The organism is Campylobacter ornithocola, from assembly GCF_013201605.1.
GTDB classification, from domain to species: domain Bacteria; phylum Campylobacterota; class Campylobacteria; order Campylobacterales; family Campylobacteraceae; genus Campylobacter_D; species Campylobacter_D ornithocola.
Map to the genome: position 1 here is coordinate 1,485,702 of NZ_CP053848.1, position 25,520 is coordinate 1,511,221.

Here is a 25,520-nt window from a genome sequence, read left to right on the forward strand (position 1 = left end):
TCCTTTTTCAAAACATTAAGGCGTAATTATATAGATTTTTATATAAAAAATAGCTAAATTTAAGCATGTTTTTAAATTATGATTTTTGAAGCAACCCCTACTAAAGCCGTTTGAGCTTTCAGTATAAAATCAGCTTGCAATTTTGCTTTTTTTACATTCGCTTCTCTTTCTTTTTGAGAAAATCCACCTTCAGCACCTATTAAAAATACATGTTTGTTAGATTCAAAACTCATTAAATCTTCACCTTCAAAGTCTATTAAAACAATATTTTCATAATTTTGCTGAAATTTTTTAAAATTATCAAAGATTTCAAGCTCCATTAAAGAGGCACGACCACATTGTTGAGATGATTCTATAAGAATTTTTTCCATTCTTTTAAAGTCTAACTTAAAATTTTTTTGTGAATAATCCATATACACAAAAGAAAGTTTTGCAACCCCAAGCTCATTTAAAAAAGGTAAAGTTTTTTCTATGATCTTTGGATCAATCACTGCTAAAGCTATGTGCAAATATGTTTTTAATTCTTGTTTTTCTTCTTTTTTATTCTGCAAACTTAATACACAAGAATGTCTAGAAAGTCCGATGCATTCGTAAGTATAAGCAAAAAAATCTTTTAAATTTTTTAATATGATTTTATCACCTATTTTAATTCTTCTAGCCTTCAAATGTAAAAAAGCTTCATTTTTCAACTCCAAATTTAAAGCACCGCTTTGTGGATGATACAAAAATCGCATTAAAAATAAAACCTTTGAAGCAAATAAGGTACAAAAAGCAAAGATATACCCAAACACAAAATAAAAAAGCTTAAAAATCTAAATCTCGCATAACGTTTAAATAATCTTGCTTTTTTAAATAATATAAATTGATAAATAGCTAAAGCAAAAATAAAAATCCAACAAATCCACATAGAAAGCATATATAGATTAAACTCAAAATGTTTTAAAGCCCAAAGTAAACTTCCGGTAAAAAGCGTAATTGCCAAAAATAAATAATAAATTGGTAAAAACAAACGAATTCTTTTTATAAAAATAAACTCTTGCGAAAAACTACTTTGAGTTAGATATAAATAAAACAACATTAAAAAACCATTTGCATATAAACTGTATACGTGTAATGCCAAAAAAAACTCATAACTTTGATCCATCACTATCCTTGCGTATTATTTTCATCTTTGATATCATCATCTACGGGTATAGGAAGTGTTTCATCATTTATAACAACACCAGAATCACTTTGTTCAATCTGAACTTGCTCAGTTTGTACTTCTTTTTTTGTATTATTATTTTCTTGATTAGAGCAAGCTATAAAAAGCAATAATGGCACAATCAGCAAAACCTTTTTCATCATACCTCCTTTTGATTGACAAAAATAAAATTCGAATTTTGAAGTTTTTTAAAAAAATCCTTATCTTTCCACTCATCACATATAGCTTTTGAAAATTCAATATCTGCTAAAGTGATTTTTGGCAAAAATTCACTATAAGCATCTTCTTTAAAACCTTGCGCATAACCCGTTCTTGTTTCATGCACAATAATACTTTTTAAATTTACACCTTGCTCACCATTAATCATTTTGGTCTTTGAGAGTAAAGTATCAATCAATATAAAAAATACGCGTACAAAATTTTCTGCACTTACATTCACAGGCAAGCTAACCCATCTTTGCGAATGCTTTTTTATATCTTCCAAATAAGCTTTATCATCATCTTTAAAAAGTGTAATAGCGTGATCAAAACTATCAATAATTTGTTTTATTTCATCTTTTAACAAACCAAAATCATATACCATTCCAGCATTATCAAGGTATTTACTCTCAAGTAAAATTTCTACCTTATAAGAATGTCCGTGTATACTTGTTTTACATCGTTTGGAGCTACAAAATCTAACAATATGAGCATTTTCAAATTCAAACATTTTTCTAATAATCATATACCCTCTTTATCTCCCCAAATTCTAATATGTAATCTATCGGAGTAATTATATCCATTTTTTATACAAAATTCAGCAACACTTAAGGCATTTTTAGAAACTTCTAGCTCATTTACTCCCATAGGCATACAAAAAACTTCATTTTCACAAATTTGTAAAATTTCATTAATTTCTTTTAAAGCTTTATTTTCTTCTAAAAAATCCCTATCTAAAACAAATTTATAAAAACTACCCTTAGCATGATTTTTAAAAGCTTCTAAGGCTTTTTCATTGATCCTTTTTTCTTTTTTTACTCCACTATTACTAAGCTTCACCCCTAAGGCAAAATAGCACTTTTTATATAGTGGATATTTCTCAAAATCAATTTCAATACTTGCGTTGGTTTCAAAATGCACTTTAAAATTATGTTCTAGAAGTAAACTAATAAAACACAAAAATTCTTTATTTTGATAATTTAACAAAGGTTCCCCGCCAGTAATTACAACTATAGGCTTACACAAATTTACTAGCTTTAAAACCTCATCAAAAAGCTCTTTTGCATTATATGTTTTATAACAAGCTTTAAATTCTTTAGTAAGAACAGCTCTAATAGTATCACAACCCAAAAGTATTTTAGAATCTTTTTCTTTTTTTACTCCAAAACCTATACAATTAAAATTACACCCAGCAAATCTGACAAATATAGCCAAATTTCCACTATATTTCCCCTCGCCTTGTAAGCTTAAAAAAGTTTCAACAATTTCCATTATCCACCTGTTTGATAAAAGGCTCTTGTTGAACTTTGATTAGCTTCATTTTCAGTCCATCTGTTTTTTTCTGATTTATTTTTAATCACAGTTTTTAAAACCTCACAAGCACCTATTATGTCTTTATTGCGTATAGCTTTTTTAATACTTAAAGCCTCATCATAATATAAGCAAGGTATTAAAAGACCTTCTGCTGAGAGTCTTATACGATTACAACTATCACAAAAATCATGACTATGCGGATCAATAATACCAAACTTATATCCATCTTCAAGTTCATAAATGGTCGCGGGTGCATTTGGTGTTTTTTGTCCTTGTCTAAAAGAATATTTTTGAGCAATAATATTTAAAATATCTGCTGATTTTAAACCTTTTAAGTCCCCATAAGCATGATAATTTTCCATAAATTCTATAAAACGAATTTGGCTTTTACGCTCTTTGGCAAATTCCAAAAGATTGATAAATTCATTATCATTAATCCCTTTAAGTGCTACGGTATTGAATTTGATATTAAAACCCAATTCTAAAGCCTCATTAATACCATTTAACACATCTTTAAGTATATTTTTTTGAGCTAACTTAAAAGCAACTTCTTCTTTTAGTGTATCTAACGAAATATTAATTCTTTTTAAGCCAGCTTGCCTTAAATCCTTTGCTTGTTGTTTTAATAAAGAAGCATTTGTGGTAAGTGCTAAATCCAGATCTTGCTTATACTCACTAATCATAGCAATAAATTTATGCAAATCTTTTCTTACTAAAGGCTCACCGCCTGTAATACGAATTTTTTTAACCCCTTCATCAATGCAAACTTTAACAAACATAAAAAGCTCTTCAAATGATAAAAGATTTTCCTTAGCACTCCATTCAAATGGAGTTTTTGGCATACAATAAAGGCAACGAAAATTACATCTTTGTGTTACTGAAATTCTTAAATAATCAATCACTCTTCCATAACTATCCACCAACATAAAGGGCCTTTATAATAATTTATTGAATTTCAAAATAAGCTCAACCCTACCCATACCTATACGCAAATCTTTAGCAATTTGCTCTATAGATTTTTTCTGATTAAAAAGCTCTATAACTTTTTGCTCTTCATTATCATAGCTTGGGCTTAGCTTTGTAATACTTTGAGTTTTTTGCTCTAAATTTAACAAACGATTTTTTTGCTCACTTTGAAACTCTTCAATCACCTCTTCTACTTCTTTTAAAGCACTTAAAACAGGAATGATATTTTGATTGATTTTTTGTTCTAATATTTGCAAAAGCTCTTCTTTTAATTCTTCTTTTATAACTTCAATATCCATTTCTTCTTTTTCTTGCTCTTGTTCATCTAGACTTTCTTTCTTTAAATAATGATATTGCTTGTTTAAATCTTCAATCATCTTGCCAAGTTCATTAATCTTAGCAATACTTTCTTTTTCTTTAATCATCATATAAGCAAACATAGCAAAAATTAATAAAGCCACCACAAGCCACAATAATAAATCACTACCCATTCTCTTGCTCCTTTAAAATCTTAATCATTGCTCTTTGCATATTTGCTACAAAATTATCATAAACAAGCTCATCTTCAGCTTTTATCTGCATAATTTTTGCCTCATTTTCGCTTAAAGCTTTAAAAAAAATACTAATTTTTTGGCCATTTATCTCAAATCTTGCGTAATATTCCATATCTTGAGTTAAACATTTGTCTTTAAATTGAATATGTGCAAAATTTACACCTATCACGAAGGCTTTGTATTTTAAATCTGTAAATAATTTTGTTTTATTAATATCATTTTTTATCAAATACAATTCTTGTTTTATGTCCATAAGCAAATCAAAAATAATTTGTTCACCTTCACTAAATTCCACTCTTGATGCAAGTTTTTTCCACTTGCTTAAATTAACATAATTATTACTTGAAAGATATTCTTGTAAAAACTCTTCATATCTCTCCTTGCTCTCTTCAAACTCAAGCTCCAGTGAGCTTTTAAAAAATTTTATCTCCATAAAAGATCAACCCAAATAAATATAAAAAATACTATACTTAAATACCCATTTAAAGTAAAAAATGCTTTATCAATTTTTGCAAAATTCTTTCTGACAATACGGTGCTCAAAAAATAAAATAGCAGCACTAATTATTACTCCTAAAAAGGCAATGTTTCCCGTTGGAGCCACCCAGACAAATAAAAGCCAAAAAAGTACTGCTAAAATATGGCAAAATGCTGAGATAAATAGGGTTGCTTCAAGCCCAAATTTAGCAGGTATAGAGTGCAAGCCTGTTTTTTTATCATACTCCATATCTTGTAAAGCATAAAGCAAATCAAAACCAGCTGTCCAAAAAGTAACACCCAAACACAAAATCACGCTATAAATTTCAATACTTCCCAAAACTACAATACTGCCCGCAATAGGAGCAAGTCCTAAGCAAAATCCTAATACTAAATGTGCTAAGGATGAAAATCTTTTAAAAGCTGAATAAATAGCTAAAATAAACAATACCGGCAAAGAAAGAGCAAAGGCTAATTTATTAATAAAATAACTTGCTAAAACAAAAACAATGGCATTTATTATAATAAAAAGTAAAATACTGACCTTTCCTATACGTCCATCAATATTAGGCCTATTTGCACATCTTGGGTTATTTTTGTCAATATCCTCATCCATTAAACGATTAATAGCCATTGCAAAATTTCTTGCACTTACTGCACAAATAACACCCAAAAACAAAGCCTTAAAGCCAAACCATGTACTATCGTTTAAAATAACAGAAGCTACAATCATCGAAGTAAATAAAAATGGTAAGGCAAAAATAGAATGTTTAAAAACAATTAAATCTAAAATATCTTTCAATTTTTCTTTTAATATAGGCATTTTTTCTCTTTATAATATATTTTTGTTATGATTTTACTAAAATAATTTTAAATTTAGGATATTTTTACGATGTTTTTTGAATTTGCACTCATTGGAACTACCGCAAGTGGCAAAACAGAACTTGCAAACAAACTAGCTTATGAATTTAACGCAAGTATTTTAAGCCTTGATAGTCTTTGTGTGTATAAACAAATTAATGTTGCTTCAGCAAAAACAGAACAAAAAACCCTAGATGAGCTTGATTATTTTGGTGTAAATTTATTAAATGTCGATGAACACTTTAATATTGCTTTATTTTTTGAAGAGTACAAAAAAGCAAAAGCCTTTGCAAAAAAAAACAACCAAATACTTATTATCACAGGTGGCACTAGTTTTTATCTAAAAGCTTTAATGGATGGTTTGAGTGAAAATTTTAAAGAAAGCCAAAGCATACTAAGTAATGATGAAATTTATCATTTAATGACAAAAATTGATCCGCAAGCTAAAATAGAAAAAAATGATAGCTATCGTTTAAAAAAATGGCTTGGAATTTATGAGCAAACTAATAAAATTCCAAGTGAAATTTTAAAAGAAACTAGACAAGAAGCTTTAATCAAAAAACTTGATATTTTTGAAATTTCTTGGCAAAAAGAACTTTTAGAAAAACGCATTATTAAACGCACTAAAAATATGCTTGATGAAGGTTTAATAGATGAGGCTAAAATGCTATTTAATAATTATGATCATACTTTAAAAGCATTAAATTCCATAGGTTTAAAAGAATGCAAATATTTTTTAGACCAAAAAATAAATCAAAAAGAACTTGAAGAGCTTATCATCATCCACACAAGACAACTTGCTAAAAGACAAAGAACTTTCAATAAAAAATTCGATAAAGAAATTTTAGATTTTGAAAATGCTTATGAAAATTTAAAAACTTATATTTTAAAAAAATATCAAGGTTGAGTGTTTAAAACACTTAATTTATCTTTACATAAATTTTGCCAATTGCTTGTTGTGTTAATATCTATACAATCTTGTAAACTTTGCTTTTGATTTGGTATATCTTTTAAATCTTCATATACATTACTTTGCACATAAAAAGCTCTTGCACGCTCATCATCTTTTAAAGGATTGGCAAGCAAGTCTTTAAATAAGGTTAAAGCCTTTTGAGGCTGATTACTTTGTCTTAAAGCTTTTATATAGATAAATTCTAAATCAGGACTAAAAAGATTAACTCCTTTTAAATTTTGATAATCAATCGCCTTTGGAGCATAAGTTAAAATACTTGTTAAGAAATTATTTTTTTCGCAATAGAGTAAAAACTCATAATATAACTCAACCATACGATAATTCATAGGAAATTGTTCTAATTTTTGCAAAGTTCTTATCATAGCATTATAATCTTGTAATTTAAGCTCAGCAAAGAATTTAATATAATTTGCTTCAAATTTTTCATTATCACTAATAATAGTTCTTGTGTTTAAAATATCATTAATTGTTTTTACAACAAAGTTATAACGCTTATCTTTAAGTGCTAAATCTGCATTTTGAAGCTTATAAAAAATCACATCATCGTCTTCATTTTCTACTATATATTTTTTAGCTTCTTCTATACGCGTTGTACGTTTAAAGCACTCAAGCATTTGTTTTTTATTTTGTATTTTACTCCCTACATTATAAGCTTTAAAATCATCATATATTTTAACAGCGGCTAAACATTCATCATTTTTTAATTTTTGCTCTAAAACCAAAATAGCAGATTGTTCTAAAAGATCCTTAACTTCTTTATTAGAATATTTTTCTATATCTTTTTGATAATTTATAACTTGTTCATAGTTTTTTTCTTGAAAATATAATTTTACATTATCAAACAATGCTTTACTAGAAGTTTCTCCAGCATATTTTTTCATAATTTCTTCATATCTTTGATGTAAAAAACTTGCATTAGCATCTTTTAAATATAAAAAGTTTTTATCTTGTGCTTCTTTGATTAAACTCACATATTCGCCCAAAGGAAAATCCTCTGCGTAAAGATCTAAATATTTTTGAGCTTTAGTGTATTCATTTGCATTTAATAAGGCTAAAGCAAGATCTTTTAATACTCTCTCATACTCTTTATCTACCTTAGTTAAATGAGCAAAAATATACTCATAAATTTTAGAACTCAAATCATAAACCTTGTTATTACTAAAAGCTTTAGCCAAAGATAAAGAATTTTCTAAATCATTCATGAAAAATTCAGGATTTGATTCTAAAATCTTACTAGCTAATTCTTTAGCTTCTTTTATATTTTGAGTTTCTAAATAATTTTTTGACAAAAACAAAGCGGCTCTACTAGCTAAATCTGCATTTGGAGTAGAGTAATATACATCTTGATAAATATTATTAGCTGTATTTTTTTTACCCAAATTGTACAAATAATCTGCATAATCAAGCAAAGCCATTATGGTGTATTTATCACCTTTGTGCTCAGTATTTAAAGTGTCTACAATATATTCAACATTAGACCTTTGAGATAAACCCATATAAACTCTCATCATAATATACATTACTTCTGTATAGTCTTTATCGTTAATATAAGTTCTTACCCATCTTTTAGCATCATCTAACATTTGCTCCAATACTTGCTGATCTTTATCAAGCTCGTAAGTGTAAAGTTTATTTTGTGCTCTTAATTTATAAAGTTCAAATTCATTCATAAAAACACTACCTTGATAGCGTTTAATGGCATTAGTTGCATCCCTTAATACTTGATCATATTTTTTTGCCTCATATTCTTGCTTAATGTTAAAATATGTATTAAAATCTACACTTTTAGATGTTTCCATAGGATTAGAATTCAAATCTAAAGCACCGATATAAGGCATTAATGCATCTTCAAAATAAATATTAAAATCAAGACCATCACTTGGTTTATAATATCTCAAATCTTCTGTAAAAATAAAAACAAAATGTTTAGAAGTATCGCTATTTTGGGTATGGATTTCTTTGGTGTTAAAAATATTCTGAGAATAATTAAACATTTTCGCTAAAATTTTAGGATATATTTTTATCGTTAAAAATGTTTGCTGTTTTTCAAAACGAATTGCAAAAGTATCGAATTCTTTATCTTCAAACTGCATACTACTAACACCTAAAACATTACATTCAAAATGAGTTTTTTCAAATTCAAAAATACTTTTACAAGTGAAATCTTTATTATCTTTTAGATGTAAAAGCGTAAAAGGGCGCTTGTGTTCTTCCCCTTTATTAACAATTATTTCAAAAGAAAATGTATATGTTATGCTTAATAAAAATAAAAATAAAATCCTTATCATAAGCGTGATTATAGCAATATTATTTTACAAAAGCAAAAATACACAAGAAAGACTTCCGACTAAACACAAGCATAAAATAATCTTTTGTTTTACATCTAAGTTAACACTTTCTATTATTTGAGCTTTTTTGAAAAAGATATAAATTAAAATTTTCAAATAAGCATAAAGCATAATCATAGAACTTAAAGCTACAGCAAAAACAAGCACATAATAGCCTGAGTTCAAAATAGAAGCTAAAATTAAAATTTTACCCCAAAAAATTCCAAAAGGCGGAATACCTGCTATACATAAAATAAATATAGCAATCATTATAGATAACACAGGTCTTTGGTCAAACAAACCTGAAAAACTTTCAAATGAACTTTTTTGAAATAAACTTAATATCAAGAAAATTCCATAGTTTGCAAAAGCAAAAGATATCCAATACATAAATAAAGCAAAAATTGAAAGCAGATAAGAAGTGCCATCACCTTGAGAACTTACACTCATACTAGAAACAATCACCGCTAATATAAAAGAAGAGTGAGTAATAGAACTATATGCAAGCATTTTTTTCACATCTTTTTGAATTAAAGCCACTATGCTTACAGCGAGCATAGAAAAAATCGCTAACAATGCTACAATATATTCAAATTTTACTCCACCACCTAAAGCAGAAAAAATTCTTAAAACTACTATTATCATAGCTATTTTTGGTACTATAGAAATAAATGCTATAAAATTCGTATGTACCCCATAATATACATCTTTTAACCAAAAGTGAAAAGGGGCAATAGAAAGCTTTATCCCAACAATAACCAAAAACATCACCCCAGCACAAAGCAAGATAGGGTCTGAGATATGTTCAGAATGCAATAAATTGTCCAAATCTAAAGATTTGGTTTTTAAATATACGAAAGCACACGCAAAAACAAAAAATCCAGCTCCAATTGCCGCTAGAGTAAAATACTTTATACTAGAACTAATAGCATTGTGAGTTCCTCTTAAAGCAATAAGCGTATAAAGAGCCAAAGAAGAACCCTCTAGTGCCAAGAAAATTATGATTAGATTGGTGCTAGATACCATTAAAATTAAAGAAGCTATCATAAATAAAAACAAAGAAAAAAATTCTGCCTTTTGCTCATCTTTGTCCATTAACAAATAAAACATAGAAAAAACCAAAATGACTATTTGAGCAAAAATCGCATAATTATCACTTACAAACAAACCAAAAAAAGCATGAGAATCATTTAAAACAAAGCCATTATAAAGCAATAAAAAACACAAAGTGCTGAGCAAAGCTATAACACTTACTCCTATATAAAAATTTCTAGAAAGCTTTTTAAAAGCATCCAATAATAACAATACAATAGCCCAAAAAAGCAATGACAACACAGGAAATAATAATATAAAATTTAATTTTTCTAAACTAAAACCACTCATTAAAAACCTCTTATATCATCTATGATTTTTTGATTTTCTATTGCAATATTTCTTGTTTGCATAACCTCAAGAATACTATTTACATTAGAAGCAATTTGATCAAGCATAGCACTTGGAGCTATTCCTAAATAAATTACCAATGCACTCAAAATGCTCAAAACAAAAATTTCACCCTTTTTTAACACTAGTTTTTCTATCTTTTTTTCACAAGTAGTAAAAAACATATTTCTATAAATATTTAGCATATAAATAGCCCCTAAAATAATCACACCACCTGCAAATAAAGCATACCACAAATTTACACTTGCCACACCTTGTAAAATCAAGAACTCACCCACAAAAGAAATAGTTAGAGGTAGCGAAATAGATGAAAATAGCAATATAGCAAAGAAAAAGCTAAATAAAGGAGCATTTTTAGCTAAATTTTTATAACAATCCAAGTCAAAGGTATGATATCTTTTATAAAGCATATAAGCAGTTAAAAATAAACCACCTGTTACTATACCATGTGCAAACATATAAAATACAGAACCACTAACTCCATTATATGTAAAAGTAATGATACCTAAAATCACCACACCCAAATGCGAAATAGAGCTATAAGCAATCAATTCTTTTAAGTCTTTAGTTTTAAAAGCAATCAAAGCCGCATATAAAATCCCAGCTATACACAAAATAGCAAGTAAAGAATGATAATGACTTAAAGTATCAGATGTTAAAGGCAAGATAAATCTTAAAAATCCAAAAGGTGCCATTTTAAAACTTACAAGCATGACAGATACTAAAGTCGGGCTTTTTGCATAAACTTTTGGAGCCCAAGTATGAAAAGGAAATAAAGGACTTTTAATCGCAAAGGCGATGAAAAATCCTATAAAAATTAAATTTTGTATGTTTTCAGGTATAAAAAATTCATTCTTATACCAAGCAAGCAAATCAAAACTCCAGTATCCAAAGCTTTGATAATACAAAAACCCTACATAAATAATTGCTAAAAGCATAAGCATAGAACCACAAAATGCATAAATGAAAAATTTAATCCCTGCTTTATAGTTATTTGAATACCTACCGATTAAATAAATAAGCGGTACAAGAGAAAATTCCCAAAATACATAAAACAACAAAGCATCTAACGAAGCAAAAAGTCCTATAATACAAAATTGCAGTAAAAATATACTCACTACAACACTTTTATCTTGTATATCCAAACACACAAAAGATAAAAAAATCATAATAGAACAAAGCAACATTAAATAAAGTGCTATAGCATCTACACCTATATGGAAATTAACTATTAAAGAATTTAAACTAAACTCATAGGCTATACCACCATGATAGTTAAGTAGCAAAAAAACATTTAAAACCAAAATTAAAAAGCTAACTAAAACAGCAAAAGCCTTAGAATCTTCTTTTTGTAAAAATAAAGCTATAAAAGCTGCAAAAAATGGAAATAATATCAATAAATTAAGCATTTTACACCGCCAACGCTAAACAAAATAAACACACAAAAGCCAAAATAACAATTCTTAAAACCAAAGAATAATCCTTACTTACACTAAGAATCCTAGCAAATGTTTTTAGAAAAAATGCAATATTATCTATCAAGGAATCCAAAATTTCTTTATCACTTTTTCTCAAAAATTCGCAAAATAACGCATATTTACCAATAATAAATTGATGATAAAACCTTGGTATATAGTATTCATTAAACAAAAGCCTATAAATACTTGTTTTAGAAAGTGATGGTTTAAACCAATTTTTCCAATAAGCTATAATAGCCAAAAGCACCCCAAGTACTGCGGCTACACTTGCGAGTATCATAACTAAAGAATTTTGTCCGTTAATGAAAGCTAAATTTCTACTTACAAATTCCATAAAACTATGTTCAAAAAATCCCGCTACAACAGCAAGTAAAGCCAAAGGACTCATAGCAAGCAAGGCTATTTTGCTTGCCTCATGAGGATGCTCTTCATGTCTTTTTGGAGTAAAAAATACAAGCATTAAAAGTCTAAAACTATAAAAAGCTGTCATAAAAGCTGCTATCAAAAGTGCTAAGAAAATTCCATGGTGATGACTTATAAAAGAAAAACCTAAAATCAAGTCTTTAGAGAAAAATCCAGCGAAAGGATAAATTCCTGCTAAAGCTAAAGAGCCTATAAGCATTAAAATAGCACTAAAACGCATACTTTTATAAAGTCCACCCATTTTACTAATATCAAGCTTATCATTCATCGCATGCATAACATTACCTGCGCCTAAAAACAATAAAGATTTAAAAAATGCATGGGTTGCTAAATGAAACAAAGCTATTGCGTAAGCTCCAAGACCTGCTGCTACAAACATATATCCAAGCTGAGAAAGCGTTGAGTAAGCAATAATTCTTTTTAAATCTTTAGCTACCATAGCCATAGAAGCAGCAAAAAGCGCCACAAAAGCACCAAGTATAGCGATAAAATATCCCACTTCTGGAACTTGTAAATAAAGCTCTCCTGCGCGGATAACCAAATACACTCCTGCAGTAACCATAGTCGCTGCATGGATCAATGCTGAAACTGGCGTAGGACCAGCCATAGCATCAGCAAGCCAAGTATGGAAAGGAAATTGTGCTGATTTTCCCATAGCACCTATAAAAAGTAAAATTGCTATTAATATCAAAATAATATTATTATAATCTAAAGACAAAAGTGTAAAAAATTCATCATATTTTAAAGAGTTGAATTCTATATAAATTAAGAAAATTCCTAAAAGCAAAGCCAAATCTGCAATTCTATTCATAATAAATGCTTCATTAGCAGCAAAAGTGTATTTTTCATTATGATACCAAAAGCCTATTAAAAGCCAAGAACACAAGCCAACGCCTTCCCAACCTATAAAAAGTCCTAAAAAATTATCACTCATAACCAAAAACATCATGGAAAAAACAAAAAGTCCCAAATAGCTAAAATAACGATTAAATCCTTCATCATGCTCCATGTAAAATATACTATACAAATGCACAAAAGTCGCTACTATACTTACTACATTCATCATGATTAAAGTAATAGAATCTATTTTAAAACCAAAACTAACATCTACTAAAGATATCCAAGTACCAAGCTCGAAATTAAAATGCACTCCATTGCCTAATAAAATAATTGAAGCAAGAGCTGAGAAAGCTATGAATAAAGAAGCCAAATAACCTAAAATAATTTTTTTAGTGCTAAAAGCAAAAATACCCAAAATAAGCGCTGAAACCAAAGGAGAAAATAGTGCTATTAAAGCTAAATTTTGCATTTTATTTCTCCTTTTTCAGCCAAAGAACTAAGTTCTAGCGTTCCTGTTTTCCTATACCATAAAACACAAAGTGCTATTCCAACAGCTACTTCACAAGCCGCAACTCCCATAACAAAAAGAGCAAAAATTTGTCCTTCTATGTCTTTATGCGAAGCTCCTGCTGTAACCAAGGCCAAATTAGCAGCATTTAATAAAATTTCACTTGAAATAAAAAGCATAATCAAATTTTGGCGTTTTACAATCCCTATTAGACCAATGATAAACATCAAAATAGCCACAATGTAGTATTTTTCCAACATCATTGCTCATCCTTTTTTATATTTTTTTGAGTAAGCACTATGGCACAAATTAAAGCTATTAAAAGTAAAATTGCCATAAATTCAAAAGCAAGCATATATTTTGTAAATAAAGCAAAACCTATTTGTTGGGTAGAATCAAGACCATAAACCTCATTAGTTTCATTTAAACCAAATTCATATCCCATAATAATACTAACTAACAAAACGGCACTAAAAATCACAGCAAAAATGAAGATTCTTTTACCTTTTAAACTTTCTTTTACTTTTATAGAGGCATCAAAAAACATCATAGCAAAACTATAAAGACCTAAAATAGCCCCACTATAAACGATAATTTGAATTGCTCCAATAAATTCAGCATTAAGTAAAAAATAAAATCCGCTTAAAAAAACCATAGCCGCAGCCAAAGAGCTAATAGCATAAAGCACGCTTGTACTTAAAACGCTAATTAAAAAAAATCCCAACACCAAAACACTTAATAAACAAAAAACTATATTTTCAAACATTTTCTTCCTTTAGAGTATCTTGCTGTCTTTGTAAATCTATCTCGTAATAATTTGGAGTTTTCTTCACCAAAGTATCAGCATCTTTTCTAAGGCTACCACTTCCCTCAAAAATAACTTGATTTTTTAACTCATCAATAGGGGTTAAAAAGTCTTGCTTTTGGCCAAAATAAGATCTTTGTTCTGCCGCGTTTTCATACTCTTTACCATGCACAATGGCAAGTTCAGGACAAACATCGGCACAAAATCCACAATAAATACATCGCCCTAAATTGATACTATAATTTTCAACCTTTTTACGCCCATCTTCGCTTAAGCTTGTTTCCATTCTAATACAATTACTAATACAAATTTTTTCACACAAACCACAACCAATGCAACATTCATTTTCACTTTCAATAAAACGCATTAGGCGATGTACTGCACGGTAGCGATTATCTAATGAAACCTTTTCTAGCGGATATTTAATCGTTGCACTATTATTTTTTTTAAACATTTCTCTTAATACTACAAACAAACCTACAAAAAGTTCTGTATTTAAAGAACGCTTGATTACTTGTATAAATTTTTCATAAGTATTTTGAGGATTTTTACGCTCAAAATCTACTTTAAAATAACCTTTTTTCATTGTTTTTTCCTATATTACAAGCACTAAAGCACTAATTAATAAATTTAAAACCGCTAAAGGTATTAAAATCAAATAACACATTCTCATTACTTGATCAGGACGCAGTTGTGGAAAAGCACCTCTAGCCCAAAAATACCAAAAGAATACAAAAGAAACTTTCAAAAGCATCATAATAGCCCCTGGTATAATCCAAAAATCATTAAATCCACCCAAAAATAAAAGCGATATCATAATCGCTCCAGTGATCATAGCTGTGTATTCGCCGATAAAAAACATACCCCATCTAAGCCCACTATATTCAGTACCATAACCTGAAACAAGTTCAGTTTCGTTTTCACTTAAACAAAGCGGGGTTCTGTTAGTTTCTATAAAAATAGCTATTACAAATAAAATAAAAGCTAAAGGTTGTTTAAAAATAAGCCAAGAAAGTATACCATCGCTTTGATAATTATTAATATCTACCAAAGATAAAGAACCAACAAGCATTACAACACATACCAAAGAAAGTCCCGCAACACTCTCATAGGAGATGATAGAAACAAGTCCTCTTGCACCACCTAGCAATGACCATTTATTATTACTAGCCAAACCACCTAAAAAAATTGCATAAAAACTAACTCCACCCATACCTATTACAAAAAGTAAGGCCACATTAATATCAGCGATAATAGGGCGAATCACTCTACCAAATAAAGTAAATTCAGGAAAAATAGGTATAGCTGCAATTGCTACAAAAGCACAAATTGCCGCGATTAATGGAGCAATTAGAAATACCACTTTTTGAGCATAAGTTGGCACTATATCTTCTTTAGTAAAAAGCTTAATCATATCAGCAACCACTTGAAGCAAGCCAAAAGGACCTACCATATCAGGCCCCAAACGACGATGAAATAAAGCTAAAGCCTTTCTTTCAAGATAAGTTGCTAAACCTGCTAAAGTAGCAAAAATAGCTATAACAAGCACACATTTAATAATCGTTTCTATAATAAAAAAAGTAATATCACTCATTTTTAGCTCCTGCTTTTTCAAGCCAAACTTTTGCATATCGAGTATTATTAAATAAAGATTTATAATCAATCTTACTATCATAATCCCCCAAATATGCACCATTTTCTAAAGATTCATCACATTTTACACTTATAGCAATTTGAGTTATTTCATTTTTTAAAATAACACTATCATCTTGATTTAAGTCAAATTTTTGCATTATATCAACTGATAAAAATAAAGCTCCAATCTCATTAAAAGATCTATTACTAAGCTTTGAAAATTGATGAATGCTATTTGCATGATATAGAGTTAAATTTCCTTCATTTTGCACTTTGACTTCTTGATCACTTAATGTTTTTTCAAACTCAAAATGAGAAAAATCAAGCTCATAACCTCTATGATTTACCCCACCATTATCATAATGATTTTCTAACTCATCAAAATCAATTGTTCTAAAACCTTTATTTTGTGGTAAAAATTTAGTATAGTTGATCGTAAATTCTTCATTAAAACCCAAGGCATTTGCTAAATCATTTAAAAAATAACCTTTAAAATCTAAAGCAGCATTTGTAGGAACTAATCTTTTATCATAATTTACAAAGCTACCTTCTTGTTGATTTAAACTAGAACTTGCAAGATCATAGTGCTCATCATAAGAAAAGCTAAAATCACCTTTTTCATTGTAACCTAGTGTTTTTCCCACTTGAAAATCTTGACTTAAATCACAAATTAAACTTACGCCTAAGGTATTCGTACAAGTTGGATTTAAAAAAACTTTAAATTCGGTATATTTTTGCACCAAAGCACAAAGTTTTGCTAACTTAGCACTTTGCTCATCATAGTAAAAATCACTTCCTATAATAAGTGTAAATTTTTGCTTTTTAGCTAATAAAGTTTCTAAAATATCCTCATTTATACCAAGATTTTTCGCATAATTTGATCTTTGCACTTCTATACTTTTTTTAATTTTTTTAGGCACAAGTTTTTTAATTTCTTCTATAATAGTTTCGTCATTTTCATTTCGTTTTTCTATCTTTTCAATAACTTCTTCATTGATAGTTTCTTCGATTTCTCTAGTGCCTTGGTAATACGCATTTTCTAATGTATTTTTTAAATCTTGTGGAAGCTCTTTAGCAAATTTTTGCAAGATAAATAATAAAATATTTTCATTATCTTTAATACCATGATTAATCTGCAAGAAATTTTTAGAATATTTATCCACACCTTTATCTTTTATAGGGTGAAAATAAAGCCCTGCACCTTTATTCATCACTAAAGCATTATTAACTTTATATCCTAGTGTTGGTGCATCATAGCGTAAAAACGAACCTGCGATGATTAAAAAATCACTTTGGGTAATATCATCTGTATTTGCATTATACATTGCATTTGCATTTTGATAAAAACAAGCTAGGAAATCTTGGAATTTTTTAGCTTCATAGTTTATAAGATTAAGATTAAATTTTTTACTTAAATTTTGCAAAATTAAAGCTTCTTCATTAGTAATAAAACTACTAAATAAAATATTTTTTATTTCGTTATTTTTTATCATATTTACTAGTTTTTCAAAGGCTTTTTCATCTTTACCTTGAACTTCATTTTGGGTGTTAAAACCATATCTTGCAGCTTTATTTAGCGTAGTAAAAGTAAAGTCATTACTTACTCTATAAATTTTTTCTTTTTGATTATTAATACTAGTTTGTTTAATATCATAATACATCAACTCACAATCACTTGAATGTGGATTACTAGCTGGAATTTTCTTTAGCTCCCAAGCATTAGATGTGTATTGAAAAGCTGAACCCACCAAAGCTCCCGTTGGGCATACACTTGTACATTCTCCACAAAAAGAACAATCAAGCGTGTCGCCACCACTTGGCGCAATCAAACTCTTTTGAAATTTAGTCCAAATCGCTAGTGCGTCTTTACTCATACTCTCTTTAAAGCTTGCATCGGGTACATCTGCTCCTCTTGGAGTAGTTTTTAAAGCACTTTCTCCTATTTTATCTTTACAAACTGTGATACATCTTTCACACACTATACATAAAGCCGGATCATAATTAATTTCGCCCCATTTTTTATGCTCTTTATGAGTATCTTTAATCCAGTAATTTTGCACTTTTACTCTTGCTTTATGTGTAAAGTTTTGAAGCTCACATTCGCCAGATTTATCACAAACTCCACATTGTAAAGGATGGTTAATGCAATATGCTTGCATGATAGCATTACGCTCATCCCATAAATTTGGCAAATCACTTTCTACCACCATGCCTTCTTTTACTTTAGTATTACAAGAATAAACTTTTTTACCATCAGCTTCCACCATACACATACGACATGCAAGCGTTGGAGAACAACCATTTAAATAACAAATTGCAGGAATGAAAATATCATTTTTTCTTGCGACATTTAAGATATACTCACCCTCATTTGCCTCACATTCTATGCCATTAATGATAATTTTCATTTTATAACCTTAACTTGAGCTTTTGAAAAGGCAAAATCAGTGCCTTCATAATCAAACAAAGCCACCGTTCCTTTTAGTTCATGATCAATTTTTATCATAGTTGTAAATTCTTGATTATTTATTTTTAAAGTGATTTTATCCCCTTCTTTAACCTTAGCAATCAAAGCAAAAGATGAAGAACAATGCAAATTTTTATCCCCTAAAGGTGCTTGCATGATGATAGTTCCATCAAAATTATCAAGCTCTAAAAGCTCACCAAAAGAATTTTGTATTTGTAAATTTTCTTCATTTTCATTAGAACAAATCAGCAAAAGATCAAATTTATGGCAAAGCCTTTCTAAAAAATACTTAATATTTTCAAAATCTTTATGTTGGTATAAATTTTCATCAAAAATAATACATTTTGCTTCTTTTAAAAACTCCAAAATCTCTAAAGCTTCTTCTTCTCCAAAGCAAGATTCAGCGCTTAAATAACCCTCATCAAGCTCATTAAATTCACTCTCTAAACTCATCTTACAAAGCAAAGCAAGCACAAAAGATACACTTGCAATCTCACATTTATAAAAGCTTGCTTTTAAATTTTTATCTTCTAAACAAGAAATATTATAATTTTTACTTTTATTAAGCTTAGCACAAAGTGAAAGATTTTTTAAAGAAAGCAAATCCACAAAACACAAAGCATTTAAACCTTCTTGATATTTTGCTAATTTCATTGTCCTACCTTTTTAAAAACTATGGTCCAATCTACTTGATTAAATTTTAAAGAATTTAAAAGTTCACAATTTTGCTCTTTTATGAAAGCAAAACTTTTTTCTACATTAGAAAAATCTCCTATTTCAAACAAAACCACTAAAACTTCATCCATATAGGCATTTTGAATGATTTGCTCTAAGTCTTTAAATAAATCTTTACTTTTTCTTAAATCCACACGTCTCATCGGTCTATCTCACCTAAAACTATATTAATACTTCCTAAAATCGCCACCGCATCGGCTAAATATGACCCAACAAGCATTTCTTCTAAAAACGCACAATGAAAAAAACTTGGGGTTCTAGCTCTTAACCTATATGGTCTACCACTACCATCTGAATGAATGAAAAATCCAAGTTCGCCTTTCGGGCTTTCAGTTGGCACATACACCTCTCCTTTTGGTGGTTTTAAGCCTTGAGTTACCAAGACAAAATGTTGCATAAGCGAATAATTCTGTGTCATGATTTGTTCTTTTGAAGCACTTACATACTCAGGGTGATTGCATAAAATCTCAGGCGGGGTATCTTGATAAAGCTTAGTACATTGAACTAAAATTTTCAAACTTTCTCTAAATTCTTGCATATAAACTTTATATCTTGCATAAGAATCACCCATTTTAGCTACAGGCACTCCAAAATCTACCTCATCATAAAGCAAATACGGCTCTTCTTTTCTAATATCATAAGCAATACCACTTCCTCTTAGCATAACCCCGCTACAACCCCAACTTAGTGCCTGTTCTTTGCTTACAACTCCTACATTTTCAGTTCTTGCACGCCAAATTCTATTATCATCAAGCAAGGCTTCATAATCTTTTATGTCATTTGGAAATTTATTACAAAATGCTAAAAGTTCATCTAAAAAGCCTTCAGGCAAATCAAGCATCACCCCACCTATTCTCATAGATGAATGTGTTAATCTTGCCCCACAATATTTTTCTATTAGATCAAGTACATACTCACGCTCTCTAAAGCAATATAAAAATACCGTCATCGCACCAATATCAAGCGCATGTGTAGCAAGCCATAATAAATGCGAAGCGATGCGGTTTAATTCAAGCAAAATCATCCTTATCACACTTGCTCTGCGTGGAATTTCTAAACCGCAAAGTTTTTCCACAGCAGTTACATAGGCATAGTTATTTGCACTAGCTGCGATATAATCCATTCTATCAGTAGTTGGAATAAACTCTTGATAGATCATATTTTCAGCCATTTTTTCCATACCACGATGCATATAGCCTATACAAGGAGTAGCTTTAGTGATTTCTTCTCCATCAAGCTCTAAAATAAGGCGTAAATTTCCGTGAGCACTTGGATGTTGGGGGCCTAGATTTACTATCATAGTACCATCTTCACGCTCAAAGCTTATGTTTTCATAATAAGGTTTTAATTTAGTAGAAATTTGCATTTTATCTTCTCTTGTCTAAAATTTTTACTTGCGTTCTTTTAACTTTTTTTACAAAAGGCACACCACTTTCTTCTTGATATTCTTGCAAGTACTTATTCTCTCTTGGAGCTTCGCCCTTACCAACCTCATGATAAATTCTACTAAAGTTTAGTGTATCTTTTTCATCCACAAAACCTGGATCTCTATTTTCTTCACCTACTACTTCGCGGTATTCTTTACCAAAAATTTTATCTATCTCATACCATTTGGCAAATTCATCACCGTGCAAAGGATAGCTTTTTAAAAAAGGATGTCCATACCAATCATCAGGCATTAAAAGTCTTTTTAAATTTGGATGATTGATGATAAAAATTCCAAACATATCATATATTTCTCTCTCACACCAATTAGCACCCTTAAAAACACTCATAACACTTTGAAGTCTTTCTTTTAAACCGACAAAAGTCTTTACCCTCACTCTTAAATTTTTCTCCATATTTAAAAGTTGATAATACACTTCAAAACCTTGTTTTTGTGCGACAAAATCAATTGCACTTGCATCATTAAAAGCTTCATAACCTAAACTTTTAAGTTTACTAAGAATAGCGATATTATCATCTTTATTTATTTCAATCACCCAAAAATCAAGCTCTATAAAGGAGTTTTTTAACTCAAATTTTTGGCTCAAAATTTGATGATCGTTTTCAAAAGCACTACCCTCTGTACTTAGTTTTTTAGTTACAGGTGCATGGTAAAATCTATCTTCATAATAATTTTTTAACTGGGCATTTTTTTTATCGCTGTATTTTCTCATTATATAAGCCTTTTTGGAGCTATTTTTCTGCTTGCTTTTTCTTTGCGAATTCTTTTTTGTAAAATCATCAAAGCAAATTGAAAAGTTTCAGGACGTGGGGCACAACCTGGTACATAAATATCCACAGGTATAATTCTATCAACCCCTTGAACTGTAGAATAAGTATTAAACATACCACCGGTATTTGCACAAGAACCCATAGAAATAACCCATTTAGGATCGGGTATTTGATCATAAAGTCTTCTTGTAAATTCAGCGTGTTTTTTGCTTAAAGTACCTGCTATGATCATTACTTCAGATTGTCTTGGACTTGCTCTAAAAATCGTCCCGAATCTATCAAAATCATATCTTGCACCACCCGCTGCCATCATTTCAATAGCACAACAAGCAAGTCCGTAAGATAGCGCCCATAAAGAATTACTTCTACCCCATTGCACTAACTTATCAACCGTGGTTAAAACAACTGGTGCATTACTCATTTTTTGATACTCTGCCATGCGAATGCTCCTTTTTTATAAGCGTATAAAAAGCCTATTGCAAGCAATAAAATAAAAACAAACACTTCTACCAAAGCAAATAAAGACAAGCCGTATTTTGAAAGCTCTGCGGTTAAATCTTTAAAAATCACCGCCCAAGGAAATAAAAACACTACTTCAATATCAAGCAAAATGAAAATCAAAGCAAAAACAAAAAATTGAGAATTGATTTTATTTGCCTGCTTAGAAGCCATAGGTCCACACTCATAAATTCCGAGTCCAAGTTTTTTTCTATTATGAGAGGCGAGTTTGGAACCTATTTTAGAAGAAATATACACCAAAGTAAAAAATATAACACTTGCGATAACAAGCATTGCAAAGATGCCAAAATATTGATGCTCTATAGTTGCGTGCGTCATAATAAACCTTTTATTCAAGCATAATTAGAATTTATTTTACTTTAACTTAGCTATATAAAAACTTATTATCAAAAAAATAAATTTTAAGGCATTTCAAAATGAAACAATTTTTATCTTTATTATAAAAATACTTTTTTGTGACATATATTTTGCAAGATTTTTTCTTGATGAGATATGAAAATATAGGTAATATTATGTGTTTTTTGAAAAGTATACAAATAGTTTAAAATTTTATAAGCAGTTGGCATATCAAGTGCTGCTGTAATCTCATCTAAAATGAGCAATTTTGGTTTTAAAAGTAAAGCCCTAATCAAACCTAGTCTTTGGCTTTGACCACCACTTAGCTTAGAAGGTTTTAAATTTAAAATATCTTTTTCAAGCTCAAAAACATCAAAAAGCTTAAAAAGTTCTTCAAAATCGGGCTTAAGTTTAAAATTTTCATACACATCAAGTAAAAGTCTTTTAGTGTTTTTATAAGGATTCAAAGCTAGTTTTTGATCTTGGAAAATATATTGAATTTTTTGGCGTAAATTTCTTTGGGCATTAAAATCTAAATTTAATATATTTTCATTTTCAAGCAAAACCTCCCCAGTATTTGCACATTCAAGCATACAAAGAATTTTAGCCAAAGTACTTTTACCACTACCACTTTCCCCGCAAAGTAATAAATTTTCATTCTGATTTAAAGAAAAATTCACATCTTTAAAAACAAAGATTTCTTCTTCTTTTAAATACCAGTGTTTTTTAAATTTATAAGATTTGCTTAAATTTTTAACTTCTAAAAACATTTTCATTCTCAAAATAATTTAACAATTCTTTAGCAAAAATACCTTTTGGATTATTTAAAAATTCTTTCATAGGCATTTGATAAATTAAAGTTTTTTCTTCCATGATAGCCACCTCATCACAAAGTTCTTTAGCTAAATTTATATCATGAGTGATGAAAATAAGATTTCTAAATTGCGATTTTAGCTCTTTTAAAATAGTGATGATTTTTTCCTCGTTGACTCTATCAAGCGAGCTTGTAATCTCATCACACAATAAATACTTAGCACCGCTTAACAAAGCTAAAGCTATTTGAACACGTCTTGCCATACCACCACTTAACTGATATATAAAAGAATGCCATAAAAGATCATGATTTTTAAGCCCTAAACATTCAAAATAATAAAAGGCTTTTTCTTTTATTTCTTTTGTGCTTAAATTGGTATGAGTTTTTAAAACTATATTAAAATAGCTCCCTATATCAACAAGAGGATAAAAACTCCCATAAACATCTTGAAAAAGTAAATTTACCCTAGCTCTTAGTGCATTAAGCTCTTTTTCTTTTAAATTTAAAATATCTTTTTGATCAATCTGAAATTTTTGCACATTGAGTTTATAATGCTTATCAAAAAGCTTAATCATACTTTTTAAAAGCAAGCTTTTTCCTGCTCCACTTTTACCCATGATAGCCAAAGCCTTACCATCTTCTAAGTTAAGATTTAAATCCTTTAATAAAATTTTATCTTTAAAACTAAGATTTAAATTTGAAATTTTTATCATGCTTTAATCTCTTCTTGCAAGTCATTACCCAAAGCAAGTAAAGGCAAAATAAGCATAAGTATAAAAACTACCGGAAAAACTATCATCCACCAAAACCCTAAAAACACAGCCTTGCTTGCTTCATTGAGCATATTTCCCAAACTTGGAGTCCAAAGCTCCACACCTAAACCAAAAAAGCTCAAAGTAGCTTCACTTGTAATAGCATGGGCTATATTTAAAACAAAAAGCACAAAAAGCAAATTCCAACAAGCAGGTAAAAGCTCGCTAAATAAAGCTTTCATCTTACTAGAGCCTAGAATGATAGCATTTTGATAAAACTCAAGTTTTTGAAATTTATTAAGCTGAGTATCAAGCACTTTTGCCACAAAAGCAAAATGCCCCAAAGCAATGATAAAAATCATACTCCACAAAGACCCTGCTAAAAAGCTTTGAAAAAACATAATCACAAGCAAAGATGGCAATGCTAAAAGCATATCAAGCACTCTAGCAAAAAAAGCATAAGCAAAAAATCTTGTTAAAAACACATAAATACAAGCAAAAAACACACTAAAAAATGCTGCCATTACCCCAACAAATAAAGAAATACGTAATGCATACAAAATACGCGTAAAAACATCTCTACCAAGCAAATCTGTGCCAAAAATATGACTTAAACTAGGTGCAATTTTAGCTTTACTTAGATCAACTAAATTTGGATCATATGAACTAATCAAAGGTGCAAAAAGCGCTAAAATAAAACTTAGCAAAATCATCACTACACAAAACTTACGCATTGGCAAACCTTGGATTAATCATCTTGCAAATTATTTCTACGATCAAATTTACAAGCACCACCACAAAAATGCTAAAAATCACCACAGCTAGTACCACAGGATAGTCTTTAAATAATATGCTTTTAATCACTAAATTTCCTACACCCTCATAAGAAAATACACTTTCTACTATGTAAGTTCCCATTAAAAAACTCACAAAAGAAGCACCAAAATATGCAAGTATAGAACCAAAAGCATCTTTTAACACAAAATGCAAATAAATTCTTGTTTTGCTAAGCCCTCTTGCAAAAGCACTTTCTATAAAGCTTTGATTTAAGCTATCAATCAAGCTTGTTCTTATAAAACGCACAAAAACCGCTAAATGCGAAAGCACTAAAGCACACACGGGCAAAAACAAATGCCACAAACGATTAAACACATCATCTTCAAAGCCAATATCAGCAATAGCAGAACTTGGAAAAAGTTTAAAAAATACCGCAAAGACTAAAATAAGCATTAATGATAAAGAAAAAGCAGGTAACGCAAAAAAACTCATCGTTAAAAAAGTGATAAATTTATCTAAAAAACTATCTTTATAAAACACGCACAAAAGTGCTAAAAACAAAGATAATACAAAAAGCACTAAAAAAGCTAAACTCCCTAATATAATGGTATAGGGAAGCTTTTCTTTTAAAATCTCACTAACCTTTTCTCCGCTGATTAAAGAGTATGAAAAGTCGCCTTTTAAAGCTTTAAAAGCCCAATTTTCATACTGCTCTAACAAAGGTTTATCTAAATTTAAATTACGCTCGATTTCTTCTTTTATCTTAAGGCTAGTTCCTTGAGGTACACTAGCAAAAACCACGCTTCCTTTAGCATGATAAATCATCACAAAGCATAAAAAACTTGCAAAAATCATTAAAAAAAACGCCCACAAGAGGCGTTTAAAAATGAGTTTTAAC

Annotated in this window: 29 protein-coding genes; 1 reads left to right on the forward strand and 28 read right to left on the reverse strand. The window is 29.4% G+C overall.

Translation table 11 applies throughout. From position 1 onward, the window contains the following. Positions 1–71 precede the first annotated feature (71 nt). The 9 genes from CORN_RS07590 to mqnP are packed head-to-tail and all read right to left on the reverse strand — an operon-like array spanning position 72 to position 5,535. Entirely contained in the window at positions 72–734 is a 663-nt protein-coding gene (locus tag CORN_RS07590; protein WP_066008298.1) for a 16S rRNA (uracil(1498)-N(3))-methyltransferase, read from the reverse strand. Continuing rightward, a complete protein-coding gene (locus CORN_RS07595; protein ID WP_066008299.1) occupies positions 734–1,144 on the reverse strand; it encodes a hypothetical protein in 411 nt (136 codons plus the stop codon). Before CORN_RS07595 ends, CORN_RS07590 begins: the two co-directional genes overlap by 1 nt. A gap of 2 nt (positions 1,145–1,146) precedes the next feature. Beyond that, positions 1,147–1,344 carry a hypothetical protein gene (locus CORN_RS07600; protein WP_066008300.1) on the reverse strand — a complete coding sequence of 66 codons (198 nt, stop codon included), beginning with the start codon at positions 1,342–1,344 and terminating at the stop codon, positions 1,147–1,149. Continuing rightward, positions 1,344–1,928, reverse strand: a complete 585-nt coding sequence (locus CORN_RS07605; RefSeq protein ID WP_066008301.1) for a 6-pyruvoyl trahydropterin synthase family protein — start codon at positions 1,926–1,928, stop codon at positions 1,344–1,346. Before CORN_RS07605 ends, CORN_RS07600 begins: the two co-directional genes overlap by 1 nt. Next, on the reverse strand, positions 1,925–2,674 hold the full coding sequence (locus CORN_RS07610) for a 7-carboxy-7-deazaguanine synthase QueE (protein WP_066008302.1): 750 nt from the start codon (positions 2,672–2,674) through the stop codon (positions 1,925–1,927). The genes CORN_RS07605 and CORN_RS07610 overlap by 4 nt, the downstream gene beginning before the upstream one ends. Then, positions 2,674–3,642, reverse strand: a complete 969-nt coding sequence (gene moaA, locus CORN_RS07615) for a GTP 3',8-cyclase MoaA (RefSeq protein ID WP_066008303.1) — start codon at positions 3,640–3,642, stop codon at positions 2,674–2,676. Before moaA ends, CORN_RS07610 begins: the two co-directional genes overlap by 1 nt. A 9-nt stretch (positions 3,643–3,651) precedes the next feature. Next, positions 3,652–4,173 carry a DUF6115 domain-containing protein gene (locus CORN_RS07620; protein WP_066008304.1) on the reverse strand — a complete coding sequence of 174 codons (522 nt, stop codon included), beginning with the start codon at positions 4,171–4,173 and terminating at the stop codon, positions 3,652–3,654. Further along, entirely contained in the window at positions 4,166–4,669 is a 504-nt protein-coding gene (locus CORN_RS07625; RefSeq protein ID WP_066008305.1) for a hypothetical protein, read from the reverse strand. The genes CORN_RS07620 and CORN_RS07625 overlap by 8 nt, the downstream gene beginning before the upstream one ends. Continuing rightward, the gene (gene mqnP / locus CORN_RS07630; protein ID WP_066008306.1) at positions 4,660–5,535 is read right to left on the reverse strand and encodes a menaquinone biosynthesis prenyltransferase MqnP; all 876 of its coding nucleotides are present in this window, start codon (positions 5,533–5,535) and stop codon (positions 4,660–4,662) included. The genes CORN_RS07625 and mqnP overlap by 10 nt, the downstream gene beginning before the upstream one ends. Before the next feature lie 69 nt (positions 5,536–5,604). On the opposite strand from mqnP, the gene miaA reads away from it, so the two are divergent. Further along, a complete protein-coding gene (gene miaA, locus CORN_RS07635) occupies positions 5,605–6,480 on the forward strand; it encodes a tRNA (adenosine(37)-N6)-dimethylallyltransferase MiaA (protein ID WP_066008307.1) in 876 nt (291 codons plus the stop codon). On the opposite strand, the gene CORN_RS07640 is transcribed toward miaA, so the two are convergent. From CORN_RS07640 to CORN_RS07730, 19 genes are all read right to left on the reverse strand, one after another. Then, on the reverse strand, positions 6,471–8,834 hold the full coding sequence (locus tag CORN_RS07640) for a tetratricopeptide repeat protein (protein WP_094750312.1): 2,364 nt from the start codon (positions 8,832–8,834) through the stop codon (positions 6,471–6,473). The genes miaA and CORN_RS07640 overlap by 10 nt on opposite strands. 24 nt (positions 8,835–8,858) lie before the next feature. After that, positions 8,859–10,256 carry an NADH-quinone oxidoreductase subunit N gene (locus CORN_RS07645; RefSeq protein ID WP_066008308.1) on the reverse strand — a complete coding sequence of 466 codons (1,398 nt, stop codon included), beginning with the start codon at positions 10,254–10,256 and terminating at the stop codon, positions 8,859–8,861. Further along, positions 10,256–11,725 (reverse strand): complex I subunit 4 family protein, encoded by a 1,470-nt coding sequence (locus CORN_RS07650; RefSeq protein ID WP_066008309.1) that lies wholly within the window; start codon positions 11,723–11,725, stop codon positions 10,256–10,258. Before CORN_RS07650 ends, CORN_RS07645 begins: the two co-directional genes overlap by 1 nt. Before the next feature lies 1 nt (position 11,726). Then, positions 11,727–13,526, reverse strand: coding sequence for an NADH-quinone oxidoreductase subunit L (gene nuoL / locus CORN_RS07655; RefSeq protein WP_066008310.1), 1,800 nt, complete (start codon positions 13,524–13,526; stop codon positions 11,727–11,729). After that, complete coding sequence (nuoK, locus tag CORN_RS07660; protein ID WP_066008328.1) at positions 13,514–13,825, reverse strand: NADH-quinone oxidoreductase subunit NuoK; 312 nt, start codon at positions 13,823–13,825, stop codon at positions 13,514–13,516. Before nuoK ends, nuoL begins: the two co-directional genes overlap by 13 nt. Then, a complete protein-coding gene (locus CORN_RS07665) occupies positions 13,825–14,331 on the reverse strand; it encodes an NADH-quinone oxidoreductase subunit J (protein WP_066008311.1) in 507 nt (168 codons plus the stop codon). The genes nuoK and CORN_RS07665 overlap by 1 nt, the downstream gene beginning before the upstream one ends. Further along, positions 14,324–14,956 (reverse strand): NADH-quinone oxidoreductase subunit NuoI, encoded by a 633-nt coding sequence (nuoI, locus tag CORN_RS07670; RefSeq protein WP_066008312.1) that lies wholly within the window; start codon positions 14,954–14,956, stop codon positions 14,324–14,326. Before nuoI ends, CORN_RS07665 begins: the two co-directional genes overlap by 8 nt. Before the next feature lie 9 nt (positions 14,957–14,965). Next, positions 14,966–15,964 carry an NADH-quinone oxidoreductase subunit NuoH gene (gene nuoH, locus CORN_RS07675; RefSeq protein ID WP_066008329.1) on the reverse strand — a complete coding sequence of 333 codons (999 nt, stop codon included), beginning with the start codon at positions 15,962–15,964 and terminating at the stop codon, positions 14,966–14,968. Then, a complete protein-coding gene (locus tag CORN_RS07680) occupies positions 15,957–18,413 on the reverse strand; it encodes an NADH-quinone oxidoreductase subunit G (RefSeq protein WP_066008313.1) in 2,457 nt (818 codons plus the stop codon). The genes nuoH and CORN_RS07680 overlap by 8 nt, the downstream gene beginning before the upstream one ends. Continuing rightward, positions 18,410–19,126 carry a hypothetical protein gene (locus tag CORN_RS07685; protein WP_066008314.1) on the reverse strand — a complete coding sequence of 239 codons (717 nt, stop codon included), beginning with the start codon at positions 19,124–19,126 and terminating at the stop codon, positions 18,410–18,412. The genes CORN_RS07680 and CORN_RS07685 overlap by 4 nt, the downstream gene beginning before the upstream one ends. Then, positions 19,123–19,350 (reverse strand): NADH-ubiquinone oxidoreductase subunit E family protein, encoded by a 228-nt coding sequence (locus CORN_RS07690; RefSeq protein WP_066008315.1) that lies wholly within the window; start codon positions 19,348–19,350, stop codon positions 19,123–19,125. Before CORN_RS07690 ends, CORN_RS07685 begins: the two co-directional genes overlap by 4 nt. Then, positions 19,347–20,573, reverse strand: coding sequence for an NADH dehydrogenase (quinone) subunit D (nuoD, locus tag CORN_RS07695; protein WP_066008316.1), 1,227 nt, complete (start codon positions 20,571–20,573; stop codon positions 19,347–19,349). The genes CORN_RS07690 and nuoD overlap by 4 nt, the downstream gene beginning before the upstream one ends. Before the next feature lies 1 nt (position 20,574). Further along, positions 20,575–21,366, reverse strand: a complete 792-nt coding sequence (locus CORN_RS07700) for an NADH-quinone oxidoreductase subunit C (RefSeq protein ID WP_066008317.1) — start codon at positions 21,364–21,366, stop codon at positions 20,575–20,577. Next, a complete protein-coding gene (locus CORN_RS07705; protein WP_066008318.1) occupies positions 21,366–21,863 on the reverse strand; it encodes a NuoB/complex I 20 kDa subunit family protein in 498 nt (165 codons plus the stop codon). Before CORN_RS07705 ends, CORN_RS07700 begins: the two co-directional genes overlap by 1 nt. Next, a complete protein-coding gene (locus CORN_RS07710; RefSeq protein WP_039629108.1) occupies positions 21,842–22,261 on the reverse strand; it encodes an NAD(P)H-quinone oxidoreductase subunit 3 in 420 nt (139 codons plus the stop codon). Before CORN_RS07710 ends, CORN_RS07705 begins: the two co-directional genes overlap by 22 nt. Positions 22,262–22,380: 119 nt before the next feature. Next, positions 22,381–23,049 (reverse strand): ATP-binding cassette domain-containing protein, encoded by a 669-nt coding sequence (locus tag CORN_RS07715; protein WP_066008330.1) that lies wholly within the window; start codon positions 23,047–23,049, stop codon positions 22,381–22,383. Beyond that, a complete protein-coding gene (locus CORN_RS07720; RefSeq protein WP_066008319.1) occupies positions 23,033–23,806 on the reverse strand; it encodes an ATP-binding cassette domain-containing protein in 774 nt (257 codons plus the stop codon). Before CORN_RS07720 ends, CORN_RS07715 begins: the two co-directional genes overlap by 17 nt. Next, positions 23,803–24,579 (reverse strand): ABC transporter permease, encoded by a 777-nt coding sequence (locus tag CORN_RS07725; RefSeq protein WP_066008320.1) that lies wholly within the window; start codon positions 24,577–24,579, stop codon positions 23,803–23,805. The genes CORN_RS07720 and CORN_RS07725 overlap by 4 nt, the downstream gene beginning before the upstream one ends. Next, complete coding sequence (locus tag CORN_RS07730) at positions 24,572–25,510, reverse strand: ABC transporter permease (protein WP_066008331.1); 939 nt, start codon at positions 25,508–25,510, stop codon at positions 24,572–24,574. Before CORN_RS07730 ends, CORN_RS07725 begins: the two co-directional genes overlap by 8 nt. Between the last annotated feature and the right edge of the window lie 10 nt (positions 25,511–25,520).

Bases quoted from the DNA above. Each gene is read 5' to 3' on its own strand.
- CORN_RS07590 (WP_066008298.1), bottom strand. From the start codon at position 734: ATGCGATTTTTGTATCATCCACAAAGCGGTGCTTTAAATTTGGAGTTG.
- CORN_RS07595 (WP_066008299.1), bottom strand. From the start codon at position 1,144: ATGGATCAAAGTTATGAGTTTTTTTTGGCATTACACGTATACAGTTTA.
- CORN_RS07600 (WP_066008300.1), bottom strand. From the start codon at position 1,344: ATGAAAAAGGTTTTGCTGATTGTGCCATTATTGCTTTTTATAGCTTGC.
- CORN_RS07605 (WP_066008301.1), bottom strand. From the start codon at position 1,928: ATGATTATTAGAAAAATGTTTGAATTTGAAAATGCTCATATTGTTAGA.
- CORN_RS07610 (WP_066008302.1), bottom strand. From the start codon at position 2,674: ATGGAAATTGTTGAAACTTTTTTAAGCTTACAAGGCGAGGGGAAATAT.
- moaA (WP_066008303.1), bottom strand. From the start codon at position 3,642: ATGTTGGTGGATAGTTATGGAAGAGTGATTGATTATTTAAGAATTTCA.
- CORN_RS07620 (WP_066008304.1), bottom strand. From the start codon at position 4,173: ATGGGTAGTGATTTATTATTGTGGCTTGTGGTGGCTTTATTAATTTTT.
- CORN_RS07625 (WP_066008305.1), bottom strand. From the start codon at position 4,669: ATGGAGATAAAATTTTTTAAAAGCTCACTGGAGCTTGAGTTTGAAGAG.
- mqnP (WP_066008306.1), bottom strand. From the start codon at position 5,535: ATGCCTATATTAAAAGAAAAATTGAAAGATATTTTAGATTTAATTGTT.
- miaA (WP_066008307.1), top strand. From the start codon at position 5,605: ATGTTTTTTGAATTTGCACTCATTGGAACTACCGCAAGTGGCAAAACA.
- CORN_RS07640 (WP_094750312.1), bottom strand. From the start codon at position 8,834: ATGATAAGGATTTTATTTTTATTTTTATTAAGCATAACATATACATTT.
- CORN_RS07645 (WP_066008308.1), bottom strand. From the start codon at position 10,256: ATGAGTGGTTTTAGTTTAGAAAAATTAAATTTTATATTATTATTTCCT.
- CORN_RS07650 (WP_066008309.1), bottom strand. From the start codon at position 11,725: ATGCTTAATTTATTGATATTATTTCCATTTTTTGCAGCTTTTATAGCT.
- nuoL (WP_066008310.1), bottom strand. From the start codon at position 13,526: ATGCAAAATTTAGCTTTAATAGCACTATTTTCTCCTTTGGTTTCAGCG.
- nuoK (WP_066008328.1), bottom strand. From the start codon at position 13,825: ATGTTGGAAAAATACTACATTGTGGCTATTTTGATGTTTATCATTGGT.
- CORN_RS07665 (WP_066008311.1), bottom strand. From the start codon at position 14,331: ATGTTTGAAAATATAGTTTTTTGTTTATTAAGTGTTTTGGTGTTGGGA.
- nuoI (WP_066008312.1), bottom strand. From the start codon at position 14,956: ATGAAAAAAGGTTATTTTAAAGTAGATTTTGAGCGTAAAAATCCTCAA.
- nuoH (WP_066008329.1), bottom strand. From the start codon at position 15,964: ATGAGTGATATTACTTTTTTTATTATAGAAACGATTATTAAATGTGTG.
- CORN_RS07680 (WP_066008313.1), bottom strand. From the start codon at position 18,413: ATGAAAATTATCATTAATGGCATAGAATGTGAGGCAAATGAGGGTGAG.
- CORN_RS07685 (WP_066008314.1), bottom strand. From the start codon at position 19,126: ATGAAATTAGCAAAATATCAAGAAGGTTTAAATGCTTTGTGTTTTGTG.
- CORN_RS07690 (WP_066008315.1), bottom strand. From the start codon at position 19,350: ATGAGACGTGTGGATTTAAGAAAAAGTAAAGATTTATTTAAAGACTTA.
- nuoD (WP_066008316.1), bottom strand. From the start codon at position 20,573: ATGCAAATTTCTACTAAATTAAAACCTTATTATGAAAACATAAGCTTT.
- CORN_RS07700 (WP_066008317.1), bottom strand. From the start codon at position 21,366: ATGAGAAAATACAGCGATAAAAAAAATGCCCAGTTAAAAAATTATTAT.
- CORN_RS07705 (WP_066008318.1), bottom strand. From the start codon at position 21,863: ATGGCAGAGTATCAAAAAATGAGTAATGCACCAGTTGTTTTAACCACG.
- CORN_RS07710 (WP_039629108.1), bottom strand. From the start codon at position 22,261: ATGACGCACGCAACTATAGAGCATCAATATTTTGGCATCTTTGCAATG.
- CORN_RS07715 (WP_066008330.1), bottom strand. From the start codon at position 23,049: ATGTTTTTAGAAGTTAAAAATTTAAGCAAATCTTATAAATTTAAAAAA.
- CORN_RS07720 (WP_066008319.1), bottom strand. From the start codon at position 23,806: ATGATAAAAATTTCAAATTTAAATCTTAGTTTTAAAGATAAAATTTTA.
- CORN_RS07725 (WP_066008320.1), bottom strand. From the start codon at position 24,579: ATGCGTAAGTTTTGTGTAGTGATGATTTTGCTAAGTTTTATTTTAGCG.